Source organism: Actinoallomurus vinaceus, assembly GCF_039542055.1.
GTDB classification, from domain to species: Bacteria; Actinomycetota; Actinomycetes; order Streptosporangiales; family Streptosporangiaceae; genus Actinoallomurus; species Actinoallomurus vinaceus.
The window spans coordinates 47175-67042 of the sequence record NZ_BAABHK010000016.1; the positions used below are offsets into that span (position 1 = coordinate 47175).

The window sequence follows — 19868 nt, forward strand, 5'->3', positions numbered from 1 at the left end:
TATCACCGCTGGATCCCCGGTGACGGCGGCGTTGCGGGGCGTCACGAACCCGCCTCCACCGGTGTCGAGTTGCAGCAATCGGCCCTTGACCAGCTGGTTTTCTGGCCGCTTCGTGATATGTCTGACTGGCCGGTCACAATGCACGCCCCCGTGACGGCTAGATGGCCGAAAGCGCCACGGGAGGTTACGTGCACCCGGCCAGGGGGCTGGATACACCCCCTCGTACTGGGGTCTACCGGCTGGGACGCGACCGGCCGCGTCCCTAGCGTCGATGCCATGAGATCACTCGTAAGTCGGCGAGCCGTCGCCCTCGTCACGACCGTCTGCGCCGGACTCGCCCTCACCGGATCGGCGCTCACCCCGATTCGCGCGACCGCTGCGCCGGCGGATGCCTGCCCGGCCGCCGAGTCCGTCACACCGGCCACCGGCCGGGGCACTCTTGCCGCAGAGCCCGTACGGCTTCGGACCCTTTCGGCCGACGAGGTGCGCACCGCGCTGGCCAAGGCCAGGTTCACATCGGCCTTGGTCCGGTACGGGGTTGAGCTGTGCCGCCTGCTCTACCGGACGGTGGACGCCAAGGGCCGGCCGACCGTCGCCAGCGGCCTGATCGTCCTGCCGCGGAACGGCGACCGCAGGCCCCGCATCGTGTCCTTCACCCACGGCACCCAGAGCTACAAGGAGGACGCCCCCTCGATCGGCAGGGACGACTTCTCGTTCGCTCCGGCGATGACGTTCGGCGCGGCGGGCTTCGCCGCCGTCACCCCCGACTACCTCGGACTGGGCAAGGGGCCGGGCACCCACCCGTGGATGGACGTCCCGTCCGAGACCACCGCGTCACTGGACATGCTGCGCGCCGCCCGCGCGTACATGGCCCGCCGGGGGATGGTCCCGCAGCGGCGGGTCCTGGTCACCGGCTTCTCGCAGGGCGCGTCGGCGGCCCTCGGGCTCGCGCGGGCGCTCCAGAACGGCGCCGACCGCTGGTACCGCCTCGGCGCCGTCGCGCCGATCAGCGGCGGGTACGCCTTCCGCGACGCCGAGATCCCGGCGCTCCTCGCGGGCCAGGAGATTCCTTCTAAGCTCGCCGTGGCCTACACGGCCTACCTGCTCGTCTCCTGGAACCGGCTGCACCACCTCTACGACTCTCCCGACGAGGTGTTCCAGGCGCCGTACGCCGACAAGGTCGAGCGGCTGTTCGGCGGGACGACCCCGGGCCAGGAGATGCTCGCCGCGCTGCCCGACAGGCTCTACGGGGATCCGCAGCAGCCGGGCGATCAGCCTCCCCTCCTCACCGCGCGCGGTCTTGCCATGCTGGAACACCCGACCGGAGCGTTCGCCGCGGCGCTGCGGGTCGCCGACGGGACGTGCACCGGCTGGGTCCCGCACGCGCCCATCCGCCTGTACTACGCCGCGGGCGACGAGCAGGCGGTCACCGCGAACACCGACCACTGCCGGGCGGCGTTCCGCGCGAGCGGAGTGAACCTCACGCCGATCGACCTCGGCCCCCACGACTACGAGGGATCCCGTCATCTCGGGACGGCGGTGAGCGGGACCGCGGCGATCGTCGACTGGTTCACCCACCTGTCCGCCTGATCGGTTGAGTATTCGGCTCGTCCGGCGGCGCGGCCAGGGGGCGGAGGATCCCCAGGAGCGCCGTCGGGTCGGGCACTCGCTGGAAGAACTCCGCGTCGGCCGCCTCGACCGCGGCGATCGCCGTCCGAGCCGCCTCGGCGCCCCGCTCGGTGACCCGCAGCCGCCGGGCCCGGGTGTCGGCGGGGTCGACCTTCCGCTCCAGGAGGCCCTTCTCCTCGAGCTTGCGCAGCACCTGCGACGTCATCTTGATGTCCGTGGCGGCACGCCGGGCGAGGGCCAGCTGGTTGGGCTCCTCGCCATGGGTGTTCAGCCACCAGGTGGCGGCCAGCAGGACGAACTGCACATGGGTGAGGCCGAGTGGGGCCAAGGTGGCGGTCATCTCCCGCTGCCAGCGCAGCGTGACCTGCCAGAGCAGGAACCCGGGGCTGTCGTCGGGATGGTGCGTCATCGGGCCTCGGCCAGCCGGACCAGGGCCGCGACGGTCTCGGGGAAGTCGCTCGTGATCGCCGGGCCGAGCTGCGGGCCGACCTGGTCGGCGGCCGGCCCGTCGATCTCCGTGCGGTACACGATCCGGCTGCGGCCGTCGCCGAGCGGCTCGATGCGGTGCACGGTCGTGACGGTGAAGTCGCCGGCGTCCATCTGGTCGACGAACAGCGCGTTCTCCTCCACCTGGGTCAGCTTCAGCAGGATCGGCTCGTCATCGGGCGGCGTCATGGTGATCTGAGACCCGACCGCGAACGGGCCGTCGATCTCTACCTTCTCGATCTCGGCGTTCCAGGACCGCCAGCCGGGCACGTCGGCCCACAGTCGCCAGACGGTCTCCGGGGTCGCGACCGTCTCCGCGGTGTGCTGGTACTCCCACATGTCCGTACTCCGTTCCGCGAGGGGATGTAGGCGGAAATTTAGTCTGCGCGAAGACTATCTGTCCACCCAGTATCTCCGGAAAACCGTGGCCCGGTCTCCACAGGCTGTGGAGACCGGGCCACGGATCGGTACGGAAGAGAGCGTCAGCCGTTGTAGCGGTACAGCGTCTGGCCGGTCGAGCTCGACGTGCTGCCGCCGCCGTACTCGGTCGACTTGACGACCGTCATGTTCTTCTTGATCCAGTCGGTGACCGCGGTGTTCCCGCCCCGGTTGTCACCGCCGACGAGGACGTAGCGCAGCTTGCCCTCCGCGAGGTACTGCTTCAGCTTCGCGACCGTCATCGCCGGGTCGCTGCCGGTGAAACCGCCCATCGCGATGACCGGCTTGCCGGTCTGCAGGATGATCGACGACGCGCTCTGCGCGCTGGAGACCGCGACGAGCCAGGTCGCGCCGCCCTGGTTCTTCTCCAGGAACGAGATCAGCGATGCGCTCACCTCACCGCCGGGCCCGCCGCGCGCTCCCATGCCGCCCGACGGCGCGCCGCCCTGGGGTGTCCCGCCCGTAGGAGGCTTCATTCCGGTGGGCATCGAACGGCCGCTCATCCGGGGCCCGCCGCCCATGCCGCCCATGCCGCCCGAGGTGGCCGGCCCGGCCGTCGGGTTGGTGCCGTTCTCGCCGGTGCCGCCGAACGCCGTCGTGGTGGCGTACGCGGCGGGTCCCGCCAGGGATCCGACCAGGCCGACGGCCGCCGCGCCCAGGGCGAGCCGGGTCCGGGTACGCGGCGCGAGGCGGGCGATCACGAGTCCGGCCACGCCGGCGACCGTGGCCGCCGCGACCAGCCAGGCGACCCACGGGTGCCAGCTCGGCGTGCGGCGCAGCACGACGAACGCCCACCCGCCGGTGACGGCGAACGCGAGCGGCAGCGCCCAGGACCAGCGGCGCGGCGCCTCGTACATCGCCACCGTGCCGGCACCGACCAGCGCGGCCAGCGCGGGCGCCATGGCGGTCGAGTAGTACGGGTGGAAGGTGCCCTGCGCGAAGCTGAACACCGCGTAGTGCACGGCCAGCCAGCCGCCCCACAGCAGCAGCCCCGCCCGGGCCTGGTCGGTGCGCGGCGCCCGGCCGCGCAGGGCGACGGCCACGACGAGCGCGATGACGGCGAACGGGATCAGCCAGGAGATCTGCCCGGCCATGATCTGGTTGAAGAGCCGGCCGGCACCGGACGTGCCGCCGAAGTTCGCGCCCTGGCCCGCACCGCCGCCGCCGGCCGACTGGCCGAAGATCCGGCCGAGGCCGTTGTAGCCGATGACGAGGTCCCAGACCGTGTTGTTCGTGCTGCCGCCGATGTACGGGCGGTCGCTCGCCGGCCACCGGTCGACGATCAGCATCCACCAGGCGCTCGACACCGCGAGCGCCACCCCGGCGGCGGCCAGGTGACCGATGCGCCGGACCGTCGAACCCTTCGCGCACAGCAGGTAGACCAGCGCGAAGCCGGGCAGCACCAGGTAGGCCTGCATCATCTTGGTGTTGAACCCGAGCCCGACGAACGCCGCGCAGGCGAGCAGCCAGCGCAGCCGGCCGGACTCCAGTGCCCGCTGCAGCGCCCACGCGCCGAGCACGAGGAGCAGGACGAGCAGCGTGTCGGGGTTGTTGTCCCGGTCGATCGCGACCGTGATCGGCGTCAGCGTCAGCACGAGCGCCGCGATCAGCGCCGCGCGGTACCCGAAGCTCCGGCGGACGGTGGCGTACAGCACCGCGACGGCGGCGACGCCCATGACGACCTGCGGGCCGACCAGGCTCCAGCCGTTGACGCCGATCACCCGCGCGACCAGCGCCGGGATCCACAGCGCCAGCGGCGGCTTGTCGACGGTGATGTAGCTGCCGGCGTCCAGCGATCCGAAGAAGAAGGCCTTCCAGCTGTGCGCCCCGGACAGGACGGCGGCGGAGTAGTAGGAGTTGCCGGACAGGGACCAGACCCGCCAGCCGTACAGGACCGCGGCCAGGCCGAGGATCGCCCACAGCGCCGGGCGCGCCCAGGGCGGCCGCCGCTCGAGCGGAGCCCGGCCGTACGGGCCGGGGGCGCGCTGCCAGTGCCGTCCGGCGGGATCGCGGGTCATCGGGGCGCCGGGCGGGGAGAGGCGCGTCGTCGGTGCGGCGGACGGGGGCGTGTGTGTCGTCATCGGGGTTGCGGACGGGGGCAGGTGCGTTGTCATCCGGGTGGGTCTTCCTGTGCGGAGGGGCGGTGAGGGGGTCAGGCCGCGGCGCGGGCGGCGGCGGGCCGTCGCCGGGACGGCACCGGGGCGCGGAACTCCCCGCGCCGGATGCGCCGCCGCACCCGGGCGATGCCGCGCAGGTCGTCGAGTGCCGTCTGGATGATGTCGACGCGGCTGTCGGGGTCGTCCACCCAGTCGACCGGGACCTCGTGGATGCGCAGGTCGCTGCGTTCGGCCAGCACGAGCAGTTCGGTGTCGAAGAACCAGGCCTGGTCCTCGACGAGCGGCAGCAGCGCCTGGACCGTCTCGGTACGGCCGGCCTTGAACCCGCACTGGGCGTCGGAGAATTTCGCGCGAAGCGTCGTCCGCAGCAGGAGGTTGTAGCAGCGGGAGATGATCTCGCGCTTCGGCCCGCGCTCGACGCGGGCGCCGCGCGCCAGGCGCGAGCCGATCGACAGGTCGCTGTGCCCCGACACCAGCGGCATGACCAGGGGCAGGAACCCGTCGAGGTCGGTGGACAGGTCGACGTCCATGTACGCGACGACGTCGGCGTCGGTCAGGCCCCAGACGTGCCGCAGGGCGCGGCCCCGGCCCTTCTGGTCGAGGTGGACGGCGCGGACGTGCGGCAGGTCCTGGGTGAGCCGCATGGCGACGTCCCAGGTCCGGTCGGTGCTCGCGTTGTCGGCGATCGTGATGCGGAAGGCGTACGGGAACGTGCCGGTCAGGTAGGTGTGGAGCCGGCCGACGCTCCGGGCGAGGACGTGCTCCTCGTTGTAGACCGGGATGACGACCTCCACCAGGACGTGGGACGACCTGCGGAGGGGGCGGACGGGCATGTCCTGCGCGGTGAGGTTGAGGTGGTCGCTCATGGCATCCACGGTCACGAATCGGACTGTGAACGGACTGACACGTCCATGAGGTCTGCGTGAGAGCTCGGCCGCGTCCGCGCGGCCGCTCTCATACGGCGTTCACGAACGCTTCAGGTGCCATCAGGCATCCGACCAATCAGCGCCAGAAGATCCATCCGCTGGATCGCGGCCGCGTGCCGGTCATACAGCTCCGCGAACCGTTCCGGCTCGTCACGGGACGCCGCGATCAGCGTGGCGTCGTCCTCCCGGGCTCGGGGACGGGTTGGGTGATCGTGTCGGCACTGAGCCGGTCCGAAGGCCCTGACGACGGCGCCGCAACGCCTGAGGGTTTTTCGCGTCATGCCTGCTTTTCCCGGTGATCACCGGCTTCTTCCGACGATCTTCCAGGAACCGATCGGCAGGCCGCGAGCCGTGCGGCGCCGTCGGGGCCGCTACCGGGTGAAGGCCAGCGTGCCGAAGCCGAGTTGGTCGAAGCCGCCGCTGTTCGGGCCGTAGTTCCCGCCGCCGCCCTCGGGACGCACCTTGGCGGCCATCGCCTTGGTGTACGGCGCGTGCAGACCGCGGCGGCGGACGTAGTGGTTGTAGACGAGGGCCCAGATCGGGCGGACGATGCCCCGGGCGGAGGGCGACACCTCGGTCTGGGTCACGGTGCGCCCATGCGTGCCCGCCACGCCGGATTTCCAGACGTACGGTGTGAACGGCACGTCGTGCCCGAGGTTGTACTTGGCCACGTACTCGGCGCCCTTGAGGAACCGGTTGCCGTCGTAGCCGTACAGGTCGTACCCCTGGTTCCACGCCATCTCGCAGAACGTGCCCATGAGCCCGATGCCGAGTGTGGCGTGCCCCTGGTCGCGCCCGGCCTCCTGCCACTGGCCGAGCCCGCCGGGGTGCAGGAACGGGACCGCGTGGCGGATGGAGCCGTTGCCCGCGCCCGTCTTGAAGTAGGTGACCGCCTGCTGCACCTTCGCGCGGTCGTCGCAGAGGATCCCGATGGCCAGCACCGAGCACATCGCCGTCAGATCCCAGTTGGCCCAGTAGTTCGTGATGAGCGCGCCGTTGTGGTGCTTCAGGAAGTCGTCGTTCATCGGGTAGAAGACCTCGCGCATCATCTTCTGGAACCGCGCGAGGTCGAACCCGGGGTAGCCGCGCATCAGCTCGGCGGCGTTCGCGAACTGGTACCCGTAGATCCCGGCCGCCAGGAACCGGTCGGCGCTGCCCGCCACGGTCTTCAGTGTCGCGGACCATGCGTTCAGAATGTCGCGGGCCGTGTCGCCGTGCGCGCGTTCTCCGGTGACCTTCCACCGCAGGGCGTTCTGGTAGGCGGCGTGGACGTCGTTGTAGAGGACGACGTAGTTCTGCGGCGAACCGCCGCCGCGGTACACCGTCGCCTGCGGGTTGGGCTTCCAGCCGCTCTGGGAGTGCCGGTTGTCGGCCAGCACCTTCCAGCCCGCCTTCCACGGCGCGGCGCCCGCGCGCACCTTGGTCCGCATCCGTTTGAAGTCGGCGCTCGTATGCAGCAGCCCGGGATGCGCGAACCGTTTCACCGGAGCGGCCGTGACCTTCGCGCCCGCGTTGCCCGCCGTGACGCGCCCGCCGTCGAGCAACCCGGCTCCCGCCACCCCGGCCACACCGGCGACCGCCAGACCGCCCGTCAGCCCGAGCACACCCCGCCGGCTGATCCGACTCTGCTCCATGAAGTCTCCTACCCGTGTCGATGCTCTCGCTCAGGAGACGATCCCGACCGCACGGCGATAACGATTTCCGGCAGCCTGACGCAGAGATCGGTGGATTTGCGCAGTTCGGAGTATGGCCACGGTTTCCGCCGAGGGTTTTCCGTGCTCCAGCCCCGGAAACCCTCGGCAAATCGTTCAGGCAGCGGGCTGGCCCGCGTAGCGGCGGCACTCCACTCGGTCGCGGCAGGTTCCGGGCCCGGGGCGACGGATGAGTGGGGAAGCGTGGCTGCCACTCCTCACGGCGAGGATCCTTCATCTGCGTGATCTCTTCGCCATCGCTCGGTGGCGACACCGGCCATGATCACTGACACGACCTCTTCGGCGAGCTGGGGCGTGATGGGGAGATGTCCGAAGAGCACGCGGTAGTACGTGGTCGACGCGAGCATGTCCAGCAGAAGGTCGATGTCGGCGTCGGGTCGGATATCGCCGCGGTCGATGCCGCGCCGCAGCGCGGCGGCGGTGGTGGCGCGGCGCGGATGGAAGAAGACGTCCAGGAACTCCTTCTCCAGCTCGGGGTCGTCGGTGAGATCGGCGACGAGCGCAGGCAGTGCCCTGCGGCCGATGGCGGTGGTGAAAGCGTCGCTGAGAGTGCTGATGCCAGCGATCAGGTCGCAGTGAGTGCAGCCGGTGTCAGGCGTCGGTGCGGTGCCGAAGGTGGAGGCCAAGGCTCCCACGACAAGGTGCTGGCGGGAGCGCCAGCGGCGACGGATGGCGGGCTTGCTCGTTCCGGCGCGGGCGGCCGCCCCTTCCATCGTGAGGCCGCCGTAGCCGACCTCGTTGAGGATTTCGATGACCGCTCGCGAAACCGCGTCGTCGATGCGTGGGTCACGGGGTCTCCCACCACCGCCACGAGCGGTGCCGTTCGAGGTCCTCCTCGTTGTCTGGGCCATGGACAGAGTATATGGTTTACGTTCCGATCCGGAACGAAATGTAACAAGGGGGGTCGCCATGGCCCACAGCCGCGGCGAATCGATGAACAGCTCTGCCGACCATGCCGTTGAACAGGTCCCCTCTCCTGAGCCGGCGACGAACACCCCCGCTGGTGAGAGAGTCTTCGGCAACGCCTATCGCGCACTCACCCTCGGAGTCCTGCTGTCAGTCGGCGTGGTCGCATTCGAGTCACTCGGGGTGGCCACCGTGCTGCCCGGCATCGCCGAAGACCTCGACGGCCTTGGTGCCTACGGCTGGGGACTGTCCGCACTGATGCTGGCCAATGTCATCGGTACCGTCCTCTCCGGGCGGGCCGCCGACCGTCACGGCCCCTGGCGCCCGATGGCATGGGGCATGCCGGCCCTGGCGGCCGGTTGCGTGGTGGCCGGCGCCGCCCCCAGTTGGCCGGTCTTCCTGGTCGGTCGTTTCGTCCAGGGGCTGGGTGTGGGCACCGTGATGGCCATGGCCTACACCGTGATCGGCCTGGCCTACCCCGAACGGCTGCGGGCCCGGATGTACGCCCTGCTGTCGTCGGCGTGGACCATTCCCTCCCTCGTCGGCCCGGCCATCACCGGCACGCTGGCCGACCGCACCACATGGCGTACGGTGTTTCTGATCATCTTGCCGATCATCGCCGCCGCAGCCGCGCTCACCCTGCCCCCGCTGCGCGCACTGCACCGGCCGAACAGCGCCGGCGCCCCCGTCATCGCGCTTCCGTGGTGGAAACGTCCACCGGGCGGAGCTGTCCTGCTCACCCTGGGCACCGGCCTCTTCCTCCAGGCATTGCTGCTGACGAACCCGGCCATGTTGCTCGTCCTGGCCATCATCGGCATCGCCATCACAGTGCCCGCGTTCCGCTGGGTGACGCCTGAGGGCACTCTCAGCGCCCGGCCTGGTCTTGGGGCCGGTGTCACCGTCCGGGCCCTGATGTGCGGGACCTACTTCGGCACCGAGGCATTCCTTCCGCTCGGCCTTCGGGAACTGCGCGGAATGGACGCCACCATGGCCGGGCTCGGGCTGTCCGCAGGAGCCATCACCTGGGTCGCCGGCTCCGCCCTGCAAGCCAAACGTGACGCCGACGGTGCCGGGCGCGTCGCTTCCGCCGTCTGCGGCTTCGCCGTTCTCCTCGCCGGAGTCGTATTGAGCGCGCTCGCGACCCTGTCCACCGTGCTGCCGTCGTGGATCGCCGTGCTCGGATGGGCCATCGGTGGTCTGGGGATGGGCGTCGGCTTCAACGCATCCACGACCGAAACCCTGCGGCAGGCCCCAACAGAGCGGCAGGGTGAGGCAAGCGGAGCCCTTCAGCTCGCCCAGACCTTCGCCACCGCCGTGATCGCCGGGCTCGGTGGAGGGGCCATCGCGCTCAGCGAGAACCACGGCACCTCGATGCGGACCGCCCTGCTGAGCGTGTTCATCCTGACCGGCCTACTCGCCGTCGGCGGAATGCTCATCTCCCGCCGGCTCCGTCCCACGACCGCCAGGTCATCGGGCTGACCGCGCGAGCGCGGAGTGTGGACGAAACCCCCGCAAGCCCATGTACTACAACGCGTAGTACTTTGGCGGTGTCCAACGAGGCATCGTGTCGGCTTCCCCGCTAGGAGAGTCGGCGTGGAGAGGTGAGGGCCGGTGGCTGAGCGGCTGACGGCGATCGTGGTGGGCGGCGGAATCGCGGGGCTCGCATCGGCCGTCTCGCTCGCGCAGGCGGGCTGGGCGGTCACGGTGCTGGAACGGGCGCCCGCCTTCGGGGAGGTCGGCGCGGGCCTGGCCATCACCCGCAACGGGATGAGCGCCCTGGAGGCCATCGGCGTCGGTGAGACCGTAGGCGCCGCCGGCCATGAGACCGTCCCCGCGGGCTTTCAGGATCCGGGCGGCCGCTGGCTACTGCGGATCCCCCAACACACCGGACGTGCGCACGGCCACCACGATCTGGGGCATTCACCGGCAACGCCTGCACTCCGCCCTCCGGCAGGCGGCTGACGCCGCCGACGGCGTCGAGTTGGTCACCGGCGCCGAGGTCACCGAGGTCCGGCCGGGTCAGCCCGGCGGCGAGCCGGCCGCCGTCACCTGGCGGACCGCTACAGGGCAAGACACCAGCGAATGCGAATTGGCCGTGGCCGCCGACGGCGTTCGCAGCACCGTCCGGCAGCAGCTGTTCCCGAACGCCCGCCCCCGCTACAGCGGCAGCACCAGTTGGCGGGCGGTCATCCCCGACACCGCCTCCGACGGCCGCCTTTTCCAGGTATGGGGACCGGGTACGGAGTTCGGTGCTGTTCGGATCAGTGACCGCGAGATCTACTGGTACGGGTACTTCCGGCACCCCGAGGGAGCCTCCTTCAGCGACGAGCCGGCTGCGGCCCGCGACCATTTCTCCGGATGGTCCGCGCAGGTCCAGGCCATCGTGGCGGCCACCGCCGCCGACCAGCTGATGCGCCACGACGTCTACCACCTGCCCGGCGGGCTCGGCGGCTACAGCCGTGGGCGGGTCGTCATGGTCGGCGACGCCGCCCACGCCATGCTGCCCACTTCCGGTCAGGGAGCGTCTTCCTCCCTCGAAGATGGCGTCTGCGTGGGCCGCCTCGTCGCGGCACCGGTCGCCGCCGGCGGCGATCTGGCCGCCGCACTGGCCGCCTTCGACCAGGCCCGCCGGCCACGGTGCCGCCGGATCGCCCGGCTGTCGGCCGTCACCGCCAGGTTCGGCGCCGACCTCGGCGGCGGCCGGCGACAATCCATCCGCAACACCCTGCTCGGGCTCACCCCCGCCGGGTCCTTCGCCAAAGCGGCCGCGCCGATCGTGGGCTGGACCGCCCCCTAACGACAGAACCACCGCGGCCCGGGCCGATCGGTCCGGGCTCCGGCAAAAGGTCAGTGGCATTGCCAAGTGAAGCGGGCTTGATCGAAGCGGCAGGCTGCGAGGTCCTCAGAGGTGATCAGCCAGTAGAGGGCGCCCCCGTCACCCCACATCATGTCGGCATCCTGGTCGCTGGCGAACTGCGCGAGAAGCCGCCACTGCGACGCCGTATCAAGAATATCGTCGAAGTGTGGATTGTCGGGATTGAACGTGTCCAGGTCCCAATCTTCCGGAAAGTCGGCGACCTCGTACTCGACCTCGCCCTGGATGGAATGGGGATCTCCACCAACCTGGTGGCGGGCTTTCCGGAGGTTCCACACGTCCTCCTGGAACTTTACATACGTGGGATCGGTGGACACCGACTCGTAGTCGAGGCCGAGCGGTTCGTAGAATTCGTAATGGGTGAGCTGCGGGACGTGGACCGCAGGATCCGCGCGTAGCGGCACTCGCCGGTATGGTTTCAAAGCGTTCGGTGTCGGACGCGGGAGCACGGGCGTTTCGGCGGGAACGTAGAGGACCTGAGCGCCGGGACGGCTTTCGGGTACCGAGGGATTGACCCACGCTTCGTAGTCGTCGGCCTGTCCGTCGAAATAGAAGAACAGCAGCGTGCCGGTCGTCGGCAGGTCCAGTCCGGTGTCGGTGGCCGACAGCGGACCACAGTCGAGCGAGGCGACGAAGGACAGCGGGCCGTGTCCCTCCCACACCGGCCAGTCGACTCCCTCGGGGAGCAGGGGCTCGCCGCCGAGGACGCCGACCCGCTCGTCTCCCGGGCGGGCTGGTGAGAGGATCCGACCTCGCGGCTCAAGCAGAGAGCACAACCGCTCCGCGAGCTTCGCGGGCAGCCGCTCGTGCGCCAATGCGCTGAGGGCGGGAAGACTGATCATGCGGTGATCATGTCAGCCGGGGGTGACGGTTACGCCCAGGGCCCGCAGCACTGGATCGAGCACGGGGTGTGTGAGGTTGGTTTAGTCTTTCGGCGTGACGGAAACGCCTGGAGATCTGGCCCTGCCCATCGCATTGGCCGAGGTGGTCGCGGTCGGCTTCGAATGGGACTATGACGAAGAGACCGACGAGGCCAGCGGTTGTGATTTCGAGCCGTACGAACGATTCGAGGCGCCTGAGAAGACCGCCTGGTGGTTTCGCCTGTGGACCGGTAACCAAGAGGTCGACGGCAGCGAATTCCGCTTCTTCGGCGCGACCGGAGCAGGCGACTATGCGGGTTTCTGGCTGATTCGGCCCGGTGCGCCGATCATCGACCAGCCTGTCGTCTACATCGGTTCCGAGGGCGAGCGCGGCGTGATTGCGCGCGATCTCGGCGACCTGCTCTGGTTGTTCGCGCTCGGTCATGGGCCGGCGGAGGTATTCGACGACCCGGATCGTGAAGTCGAGCCGAACGAGGCGTTCCAGGCGATCGCCGAGCGGCACGCGCCGGGGAGGCGTCGTTCCGCCGCGGAGATCGTGGCGGCGGCGCGAGCGGAGTTTCCGGACTTCTCACAGCGCATCGACGCGATGTGCCGGTGAACGGAGGCCCAGTCCGGGTCGGGTGGGCCAGGGCGGGCGTCGCGGGCGCACACTCACGCGCGCGGCGTCCTGATCTTCCGACCCGGATGTCAGAGCGGCTATCCGCGTTCGGCCGGCTGATCGCGGCGGGCGATCACGGGAGAAGGATCGCCGTCACTGGGCGAACCGGATTTCGTCGCCGCTGTGGCCGCGACCGGCGAAGCGGATCCTGTGGTCGGCGCGGCGAGGAGAACGACAGAGGATCCGAAGATCTTCGATCTGATGCGTCGCATTGAGAAAGGTTCCGATCTCTGGAATGCCGTGGCCGATGTCATCGCTGGCCGGCGTGGTCGACGACGGCGGTGGTCACGGTCACGTAGCCGTACGTGACGGTGCCCACGGGAAGCCTGAGGTTCGCCTTCTTGTATTTGGCCAGCATTGACTCGGTCGGGGTCGGATGTCCGCCCCACACGTTCTGCATGCCGAGGACCTGGTAGGTCTGGGGATTGATCAGCACGAAGCTGCCGGTGGTTCCCTGCGTCACGCCGATGACGCGCCGGCCGAGGCCGTCCACGACGTTCGTGTCCACTCGCACCTCGTGCAGTGTGGCGATGGCCCGGTACAGCGCGGCCTGGATCTTCGGCGGAACGCCGGCGGGCGCGTTCCGGATGAGCTGCACGATGTTGGCGAACAACAGGCCGTCGCGGCCCGGCCCGGAGTCTCCACGAGGCTCGGCACCGACCTTGCTGGAAAGCGCTGCGAGGAGGGCCTGCGGTTCAGTGGGCAACGACCTCAACAGAGCAGAGGCGCCCTGGGGAGTGCCTTCGTCGCTGCCGCCGCCGGCCGCCTTGTCGTCCACGACGAGCTTTCCGCCTTCGATCACGGCCTCCTGCCGGCCGTCGAAGCGGATCCAGTACTGGTCGAACGTGGGACGCTTCCCGCCGGCAGTGTTGGCGCCGTACTCGGCCGTCTTGATGTAGAGCCACTGGCGAGGCAGGGGGACGCGGTACGACCGTGCCGACACGGCCGTCGCCGCCTTGTCCAAGACGACGGAAGCGCTGTCCAACTGGATGGTCGGCGGTGTGAGATGCCGTTCGCCGGAGCCGGTACCGGCCACAACGAGACCGGCAGCGGCCGCCCCGGCAAGAACCCCCGCGGTCAGTACCAGCCGCAGGCGGGGGATTCCCCTGGCCCGGCGGCGCCGACCACGCGTCGCCTCGAGCAAGAGCTGTCGTTGCCGCGGAAGGGCTGCGGGCATTTCGCCGTCCAGGTGCTCGCCCATCTCGGCGAGCATCTTCATGTCCTTCATGAGAACGCCTCCTCTACGAGAAGCGGGTTGGTGTCGCCGAGGGCCGCCCGCACCTTCCGGCGGGCCCGGTTGAGTCGTGAGCGGACAGTCCCGATCGGGATGTCCAGGGCGCTTGCCGTCTCCTCGTACGACAGGTCCGCCCAGGCGACCAACAGGAGGACGTCGCGGTCACGTGCCGGCAGGCTCGCCAACGCCTTCGCGAGCGCCGGACGAGCCGCCCTCGCGGACACCGCCGCTGTGACGCGCTCCGCCGGCCCTTCGGCGGTCACGTCCCGACCAGTGCGTTCCAGCGCCCGGTAGCGGGCACCTTCGGCTCTGCGATGCTTGGAGATCAGATTCGTGGTTATCCCGAACAACCACGGCCGAGCGTCGGCGTACCGCGAGTCGAATCGACGCCGCCGCTCGAACGCGGTCAGGAACGCCTCACCGACCAGGTCCTCGGCGACCTCTCGTCCGAGACGACGCGCGACATAGCGGTACAGAGTCGGCCAGTGGCGGTCGAACAGAGCCGCGAACGCCTCCGGCTCCTCGTGCGACTCGGCGATCAACTCGGCATCCGACCGCTCCGGGTACGGCGGATCAGAAGAAGCCGTCACCGCGGGCAAGGTGCCCACCGTCGCAACGGGGAAGTGGTGATCATCGGAAACCCTTCGTATCGGCGACCCTTCACTACTGATCACCGCTTCCGTCCGACCAGGTTCACGCGACTCACACGGACGCTGATGCGGGCACACGACGAGCGTCGGCCGAGCTGGGGTGGACGGCGCTCGACGGAGCCTCTACGAGATCGCGCGCATCCAGTGGCCGCCCGTGCTCCAGCCGAGGAGGCGGCGGGCGTTCGGGGCGGTGCCGTCGTCGAGGCCGCCGCCGACGAGGACGTGCCGCAGCCCGGCGAGCGCCGGCGCGAGCCGCCGTACGACGTGCTCGGGGTGCCGCCGGGTCTCCTCCTGGATCCACGCGATGACGGCGATCTGGTCCTCCAAGCCGCACAGGGACAGGAAGAACAGCGTGTGCCGCCAGGCGTACGCCGCGTCCTTGATGGTGCTCAGCGGGCGCGGGTTGCCGTGGATCCGTGTGACGAGGCGGCACACGGTCGTGAACGCCCGGCGGGCGAGCTCCGGCCAGCCTCCGGACGGGTCCACGCCGATCGGATGGACGAGTGCGGCCAGGTTGTGCGACGTGAGGAGCTGCGACTGCTCGATCACCATGCCGTTGGCCGCGACCCACGAGCCGCCCGTACGGTCGCCGGCGCGGTCACGGCACAGCGCGGCGAACGCGTCCGGCCCGTCGAGGGCGCGGACCGCCGCGTAGTCGATGCCGTAGTACCGCTCGTACAGTGTGCCTTCGAGCACGTCGGCGGCCAGCCGGGCGGCGCGCACCACCTTGGGGGTGAAGGTGTCCTCGAAGATGTCGGCGGCCAGTTCCTCCGTGAACGGGACGTCGAGTCGAGCCTGCCGGGCCAGCGCGGTCAGCTCCTGGATCAGCGGGTTGGGCAGGATCGTTCCCGGGAAGGCCTGCAGCGTCAGCTCCCCGAGGCGTACGAGCGCGGTCCGCGCCTGTCCGCCGCTCTTCGTCGTGGAGCGGTACCGCGTCACCGCGGCCACCCAGGGCAGCTCCTCGAGCCGGACCTGGTGCTCGAGGTTGAGCAGGAGCAGGGACCGCCGGTTCCGGAACGCGCGGTACACCGCCGCCATCAGCGTGCGCAGGGCCGGGTCCTCGTAGGCCTCGGCGGTCGTCACGGAGACCAGCTGGGGTACGAGCTCGGCCAGCACTTCGGCCGACGGCACGACACCGCGCTCGACGAGCGTGGCGATCGGGGCGCTGAGCGCCCGCTCGACGATGCGCCGGAGCGCGCCGGGAATCTCGCTGCCCCTGGCCGCGCCCGTACGGGCTTCCTCCTCGGTCACCGGGGTGACCAGGTCGTCGACGGACGGCAGGCCGGCGTCCGGCGGCAGGTCGGCCAGGCGCGCGACGAGGATCTGGGCGAGTGCGTGGAGAGTCGGGCGGGCGGCCGTGACGGCCTGGGCGTCGCGCAGCGCGGTGTGCTCCCGCGAGCCGGGGAGGCCGCGCCGCCGGACCATCGAGTCCACCGCGTGCTGGAGCAGCCCGCGGAGCCGGGGCGTGAGGTCGTGCCCCGCGACCGTCTCCTCCAGCGCGGTCCGCAGGATGGCGGGGTTCTCCTTCGGGCGCCGATGCTTTGTGCACAGGGTGTGGACAGCGGCCAGGTGTTGGTAGCGCGCGAGCAGCTCGGCGCCACGCTCCCGCCAGCCATCAGGCTCGACGGCACCGACCCGCCCAGGCGCGACGGCAGCGACCCGCCCGGGGTCGGCAGCAGTGACTTGCCCGGGCTCAGGGGCCGCGACCCGTTCCGGTTCGGAGGCGGCGACCCCACCGGGGCCGACGGCCCCGCCTCGCCCGGGGTCGATGGCAGCGACCCGCCCAGGCTCGGTGGGAGCGACCCGCCCAGGCTCGGTGGGAGCGACTCGCCCGGGCTCGGCGGCAGCGACTCGCCCGGGCTCGGCGGCAGCCCGCTTCTGGGGCTCGGCGCCCGCACCCCTCTCGGGTTCGACGGCCGCCGCCTCTCCAGGCTCGGCGCCCGCAGCACTCTCCGGCTCCGCGGCCGCTGCCCTCTCGGGCTCGGCGGCCGTGACGGGGCCGGGCGCGACCGTCTCCAGCCAGTGCGCCAGGAGTTCGTCGGCGAAAGGGTTCCAGACGGTGAGCGCCTCGTTCATCGCCGCGACGGCGCGGTGCGGGCGGCGGCGTTCGAGGGCGGCGCGCACCTCGCCGACCGTCTCCCGGTGCACGACCGTGTCGCGGTCTGCGACGGCGTCGAGGTGTACGGCGGTGTCGCGATGCACGACCGTCTCGCGGTGGACGGCCGTCTCCCGGTGCGCGACCGTCTCGCGATCTGCGACGGCGTCGCTGCGCGGCGGCGCGGCGACCGGATGCCCAGTGGCGACCGGATGCCCAGTGGCGACCGAACGCGACACGGCGACCGGGCGTGGCGCGAAGCGGAGCCGGTCGGCGAACGGGTGGATGGTCTCCAGCAGGGTCAGTGCCGCGTCCCGGTCGCCGGATCGCAGCAGCCACGCGGCCGTGAGCAGCGCCGCCTCCTCCGGCAGGTCGACCTCGTACGCGCCGCTGTCGAGCAGCGCGTACAGCTCGGTCAACCCCGCGTCGGTCAGGTGGTGGCGGAACAGCGCGAACCGCCCGGCGGGCACGCCGGCCCGGCGGGCGGTCTCGGTCTCGTGCGGCAGGAGGGGACCGCCCGCGGCGGCCTCGCCCGTTGTGAACCCGCCGCGTACGACCTCCGGGGTGACCCACACCGGGAGGCCGGCGACCGGGGTGCGCGACCCGATGGTGAGGGTGCCGTCCGTCATCCCGCGCATGACCTGTTCCCAGCGGCGGAGGCGCTCTCCTGCGCGCCTCCGCGCCGTGGGGTCCTCGTGGCTCGACGCGGTCGTGAACGCCTTCGCCAGCTGCCAGAACGGGTATCCGGTGCCGATGCGCACCTCGGGACGGTCCATGCCGGCGTGGCGGGTGCCGCCCCCGCGCCCTCCGGGATTAAAGGCCCGGTGCTCTGCTGCTGAGCTACACGCCGATGGCGTCAGGGTACGAAGCGGATGATCACTCCGGCAACGGGATATATCACCGCACGGTCGGCGGGAGCACCTCCTCGGGCAGGCCCTGGAAGGTCACCGGGACCTGGAAGCGCCGGATCGCGGCCGTGCCGACGGACGTGTGCAGCGGGGACGTGGTGGCGGGCCACGGGCCGCCGTGCTGCATCGCGTGGTTGACCGCGACGCCGGTGGGCCAGCCGTTGTAGACGACGCGGCCGACGTGCCGGGACAGCTCGGTGACCAGCTCGCGGGCCAGGTCGGCGTCGCCCGGCTCAGCGTGGACGGTGGCGGTGAGCGAGCCGGGCACGGCGGCGGCCGCGGCGTGCAACTCATCCTCCGAGGAGTACTCGATGATGATGGACGAGGGGCCGAAGCACTCCTCCGCCAGTTCCGGCCGGGCCGCGAACTCCTCCGCGGTCACCGCGAACAGGTGCGCGCCGGCGCTCTCGGCGACCGTGCGCGTCTCGCCCGCGATCCGCTCCACCCCGCTGCGGAACCCGTCCGCGATCTGCGGCGTCAGCAGCGCCGGCGTCTCGATCGGCGCGACGGCCTCGGCCAGCACGTTCTCGAGCCCGTGCCCGGCGGGCAGGAACACCAGCCCCGGCTTCGTGCAGAACTGTCCCGACCCGAGCGTGAACGAGCCGACGTAGCCGCGCGCGATCTCCTCGCCGCGGGCGGCGACGGCCGCCTCGGTGATGAAGACCGGGTTGACGCTGCCCAGCTCGCCGTAGAACGGGATCGGGTCCGGGCGGCTCACGGCGGCGTCGAACAGCGCACGGCCGCCGCGCACCGAGCCGGTGAACCCGGCCGCCTTGATGTTCGGGTCCTTGATCAGGGCCAGGCCCGCCTCGAACCCGTGCACGATCGCGAACGTCCCCTCCGGCGCGCCCGCCTTGACGAGGGCCTCGGTGACGATCTCGGCGGTACGGACCGAGGTGCGCGGGTGGCCGGGGTGGGCCTTCACGATGACCGGGCAGCCCGCCGCCCACGCTGACGCCGTGTCGCCGCCGGCGACGGAGAACGCGAAGGGGAAGTTGCTCGCGGCGTACACCGCGACCGGCCCGATCGGCAGCAGCGCCCGTACGAAACCGGGCTCGGCGGTGTCCCGCTGGAAGCCCTCGCCGCGTACCTCCCCGGCCAGCAGCCGCAGCTGCCCGGTGGTCCGGCCCACCTCGCCGGTCAGGCGGGTCGAGCCGAGCGCGGTCTCCGCGTCGGCCAGCGCCACCAGCTCGTCGGAGGCCGCGTCGAGCGCGTCGGCGACCGCCTCCAGCAGCGCCGCCCGCTCGGGCAGCGGCAGCGCGGCGAGCGGGCGGGCGGCGTTCGCCGCGGCCTCGGTCAGCGCGGCGACCGTCTCGGCGGAGGTCTCCTCCACGCCGGGCTCCAGGCGTTCGCCGGTCCGGGGGTCGACTCCGTACAGCAGGGTCATCACAGGTCTCCGTCGGTCGGGAAGCGGTTCAGGTCACCGGGCAGGCGCGAGCCCAGCGGGGACATGCCGCCGTCGGCGCCGAGGCGCTCGAGGATGTCGAGGGTGAGGCGGCCGCGGTGCACGCGCTCGCGGGCCGTGTTGACGGCCACGTCGCGCAGGTGGCGGCCGACCGGGTAGATGCCGGGGGCGTTGCGCAGGCCGAACTTCAGGTAGATCGGCGCGCCGCAGCGGATCAGCTCCGCCGCGTCGTAGAGGCGGACGAACCCGCCGAGGTCGTCGGGGGCCTCGACGTAGAAGTCCATCGGCGCGGCGCTCTGCGCCCGCAGCTCGGCGATCTGCCCGATGGTCAGGTCGCTGGGCACGTTGATGGAGTCGCCGCCGAGCTTCTCCCAGATGGCGTACGCGGCCGGGTTGACCGGTCCGACCAGCGCCGACACCTTGAAGGTGACGTCGGCGGGGAGCACGCCCGCGGCGCGCAGCCGGTGCAGGGTCCACAGCACGCCCTCGTCGGCGACGAGCAGGCACTTCACGCCGAGCGCCACGGCGCGCTCGGCCTCCTCGACGCACTGGGCGAGCTGGTCACGGCCACGGGCGCGCGGGCCCGAACCGCCGGACGACGCCTTCACCCCCGCGCCGATGTCCCACGTGCCGCGCGGGCCGACGAACAGGCACAGCTCGATGTGCCGCTCCTCGCACGCCTTCACCATCTCGGTGATCTCGGCGTCGGTGAGCATCCAGACGCCGCTGCCCTGGCTGATGCGGTGGAGCGGCACCTCGTAGCGGTCGGCCTCCTCCAAGGCGGCGGCCAGGACCTCCGGCCCCTCACAGGACGGCAGCTCCGTCCGCCAGCTCCCGCCGTCGGGGAACCGGGCCTCCGAGCCGGCCGGGGCGGCACTGCGGGCGGGCATGCCCAACCGGTCGAGCAGGTGCTCGCCGGGGTACCGGGGAACGCTCATCACACTTCTC

General features: G+C 71.2%; 18 protein-coding genes and 1 tRNA gene. 5 read left to right on the forward strand and 14 right to left on the reverse strand.

Annotated elements, in window-relative coordinates:
- Positions 1-276 precede the first annotated feature (276 nt).
- Entirely contained in the window at positions 277-1590 is a 1314-nt protein-coding gene (locus ABEA24_RS40760; RefSeq protein WP_345438713.1) for an alpha/beta hydrolase family protein, read from the forward strand.
- On the opposite strand, the gene ABEA24_RS40765 is transcribed toward ABEA24_RS40760, so the two are convergent.
- The 7 genes from ABEA24_RS40765 to ABEA24_RS40795 form a co-directional block, all read right to left on the reverse strand.
- Positions 1571-2038 (reverse strand): MarR family winged helix-turn-helix transcriptional regulator, encoded by a 468-nt coding sequence (locus ABEA24_RS40765; protein WP_345438715.1) that lies wholly within the window; start codon positions 2036-2038, stop codon positions 1571-1573. The two genes, ABEA24_RS40760 and ABEA24_RS40765, sit on opposite strands and share 20 nt — an antisense overlap.
- Entirely contained in the window at positions 2035-2454 is a 420-nt protein-coding gene (locus ABEA24_RS40770; RefSeq protein ID WP_345438716.1) for an SRPBCC family protein, read from the reverse strand. The genes ABEA24_RS40765 and ABEA24_RS40770 overlap by 4 nt, the downstream gene beginning before the upstream one ends.
- A gap of 143 nt (positions 2455-2597) precedes the next feature.
- Entirely contained in the window at positions 2598-4634 is a 2037-nt protein-coding gene (locus tag ABEA24_RS40775) for a glycosyltransferase family 39 protein (RefSeq protein ID WP_345438718.1), read from the reverse strand.
- A 71-nt stretch (positions 4635-4705) separates the two neighbouring features.
- Positions 4706-5551: a dolichyl-phosphate beta-glucosyltransferase gene (locus tag ABEA24_RS40780; protein WP_345438720.1), complete on the reverse strand. Its 846-nt coding sequence runs from the start codon at positions 5549-5551 to the stop codon at positions 4706-4708.
- Positions 5552-5646: 95 nt separating this feature from the next.
- Positions 5647-5877 (reverse strand): hypothetical protein, encoded by a 231-nt coding sequence (locus ABEA24_RS40785; protein ID WP_345438722.1) that lies wholly within the window; start codon positions 5875-5877, stop codon positions 5647-5649.
- A gap of 90 nt (positions 5878-5967) precedes the next feature.
- Entirely contained in the window at positions 5968-7230 is a 1263-nt protein-coding gene (locus tag ABEA24_RS40790; protein ID WP_345438724.1) for an alginate lyase family protein, read from the reverse strand.
- A gap of 275 nt (positions 7231-7505) precedes the next feature.
- Positions 7506-8159: a TetR/AcrR family transcriptional regulator gene (locus tag ABEA24_RS40795; RefSeq protein WP_345438726.1), complete on the reverse strand. Its 654-nt coding sequence runs from the start codon at positions 8157-8159 to the stop codon at positions 7506-7508.
- Between the two features lie 58 nt (positions 8160-8217).
- On the opposite strand from ABEA24_RS40795, the gene ABEA24_RS40800 reads away from it, so the two are divergent.
- From ABEA24_RS40800 to ABEA24_RS40810, 3 genes are all read left to right on the forward strand, one after another.
- A complete protein-coding gene (locus ABEA24_RS40800) occupies positions 8218-9693 on the forward strand; it encodes an MFS transporter (RefSeq protein WP_345438728.1) in 1476 nt (491 codons plus the stop codon).
- A gap of 132 nt (positions 9694-9825) precedes the next feature.
- Positions 9826-10176 carry an FAD-dependent oxidoreductase gene (locus tag ABEA24_RS40805; protein ID WP_345438730.1) on the forward strand — a complete coding sequence of 117 codons (351 nt, stop codon included), beginning with the start codon at positions 9826-9828 and terminating at the stop codon, positions 10174-10176.
- Positions 10106-11011 carry an FAD-dependent monooxygenase gene (locus ABEA24_RS40810; RefSeq protein WP_345438732.1) on the forward strand — a complete coding sequence of 302 codons (906 nt, stop codon included), beginning with the start codon at positions 10106-10108 and terminating at the stop codon, positions 11009-11011. Before ABEA24_RS40805 ends, ABEA24_RS40810 begins: the two co-directional genes overlap by 71 nt.
- A gap of 50 nt (positions 11012-11061) precedes the next feature.
- Here ABEA24_RS40810 and ABEA24_RS40815 read toward each other — a convergent pair whose 3' ends face one another.
- Complete coding sequence (locus ABEA24_RS40815; RefSeq protein WP_345438734.1) at positions 11062-11931, reverse strand: YwqG family protein; 870 nt, start codon at positions 11929-11931, stop codon at positions 11062-11064.
- A gap of 94 nt (positions 11932-12025) precedes the next feature.
- Here ABEA24_RS40815 and ABEA24_RS40820 point away from each other — a divergent pair, with 94 nt between their 5' ends.
- Complete coding sequence (locus ABEA24_RS40820) at positions 12026-12568, forward strand: SMI1/KNR4 family protein (RefSeq protein ID WP_345438736.1); 543 nt, start codon at positions 12026-12028, stop codon at positions 12566-12568.
- Positions 12569-12878: 310 nt separating this feature from the next.
- Here the strand turns inward: ABEA24_RS40820 and ABEA24_RS40825 are convergent, their stop codons facing one another.
- The 6 genes from ABEA24_RS40825 to ABEA24_RS40850 all read right to left on the reverse strand — a co-directional run bounded on the left by ABEA24_RS40825 (position 12879) and on the right by ABEA24_RS40850 (position 19858).
- Positions 12879-13856, reverse strand: a complete 978-nt coding sequence (locus tag ABEA24_RS40825) for a CU044_5270 family protein (RefSeq protein WP_345438738.1) — start codon at positions 13854-13856, stop codon at positions 12879-12881.
- The gene (locus tag ABEA24_RS40830) at positions 13853-14452 is read right to left on the reverse strand and encodes an RNA polymerase sigma factor (protein ID WP_345438740.1); all 600 of its coding nucleotides are present in this window, start codon (positions 14450-14452) and stop codon (positions 13853-13855) included. The genes ABEA24_RS40825 and ABEA24_RS40830 overlap by 4 nt, the downstream gene beginning before the upstream one ends.
- A gap of 183 nt (positions 14453-14635) precedes the next feature.
- Positions 14636-17368 carry a transcriptional regulator gene (locus ABEA24_RS40835; protein ID WP_345438742.1) on the reverse strand — a complete coding sequence of 911 codons (2733 nt, stop codon included), beginning with the start codon at positions 17366-17368 and terminating at the stop codon, positions 14636-14638.
- 16 nt (positions 17369-17384) lie between these two features.
- Positions 17385-17457: transfer RNA gene (locus ABEA24_RS40840), tRNA-OTHER, on the reverse strand.
- Positions 17458-17504: 47 nt separating this feature from the next.
- Positions 17505-18902, reverse strand: a complete 1398-nt coding sequence (locus ABEA24_RS40845; RefSeq protein WP_345438744.1) for an aldehyde dehydrogenase (NADP(+)) — start codon at positions 18900-18902, stop codon at positions 17505-17507.
- Positions 18902-19858, reverse strand: coding sequence for a PH domain-containing protein (locus tag ABEA24_RS40850; RefSeq protein WP_345438746.1), 957 nt, complete (start codon positions 19856-19858; stop codon positions 18902-18904). Before ABEA24_RS40850 ends, ABEA24_RS40845 begins: the two co-directional genes overlap by 1 nt.
- Positions 19859-19868 lie beyond the last annotated feature (10 nt).

Excerpts from the sequence above, each read along its gene's own strand:
- ABEA24_RS40760 (WP_345438713.1), top strand. The coding sequence starts at position 277 with ATGAGATCACTCGTAAGTCGGCGAGCCGTCGCCCTCGTCACGACCGTC.
- ABEA24_RS40785 (WP_345438722.1), bottom strand. The coding sequence starts at position 5,877 with ATGACGCGAAAAACCCTCAGGCGTTGCGGCGCCGTCGTCAGGGCCTTC.
- ABEA24_RS40765 (WP_345438715.1), bottom strand. The coding sequence starts at position 2,038 with ATGACGCACCATCCCGACGACAGCCCCGGGTTCCTGCTCTGGCAGGTC.
- ABEA24_RS40800 (WP_345438728.1), top strand. The coding sequence starts at position 8,218 with ATGGCCCACAGCCGCGGCGAATCGATGAACAGCTCTGCCGACCATGCC.
- ABEA24_RS40790 (WP_345438724.1), bottom strand. The coding sequence starts at position 7,230 with ATGGAGCAGAGTCGGATCAGCCGGCGGGGTGTGCTCGGGCTGACGGGC.
- ABEA24_RS40815 (WP_345438734.1), bottom strand. The coding sequence starts at position 11,931 with ATGATCAGTCTTCCCGCCCTCAGCGCATTGGCGCACGAGCGGCTGCCC.
- ABEA24_RS40825 (WP_345438738.1), bottom strand. The coding sequence starts at position 13,856 with ATGAAGGACATGAAGATGCTCGCCGAGATGGGCGAGCACCTGGACGGC.
- ABEA24_RS40850 (WP_345438746.1), bottom strand. The coding sequence starts at position 19,858 with ATGAGCGTTCCCCGGTACCCCGGCGAGCACCTGCTCGACCGGTTGGGC.
- ABEA24_RS40795 (WP_345438726.1), bottom strand. The coding sequence starts at position 8,159 with ATGGCCCAGACAACGAGGAGGACCTCGAACGGCACCGCTCGTGGCGGT.
- ABEA24_RS40770 (WP_345438716.1), bottom strand. The coding sequence starts at position 2,454 with ATGTGGGAGTACCAGCACACCGCGGAGACGGTCGCGACCCCGGAGACC.
- ABEA24_RS40775 (WP_345438718.1), bottom strand. The coding sequence starts at position 4,634 with ATGACGACACACACGCCCCCGTCCGCCGCACCGACGACGCGCCTCTCC.
- ABEA24_RS40845 (WP_345438744.1), bottom strand. The coding sequence starts at position 18,902 with ATGACCCTGCTGTACGGAGTCGACCCCCGGACCGGCGAACGCCTGGAG.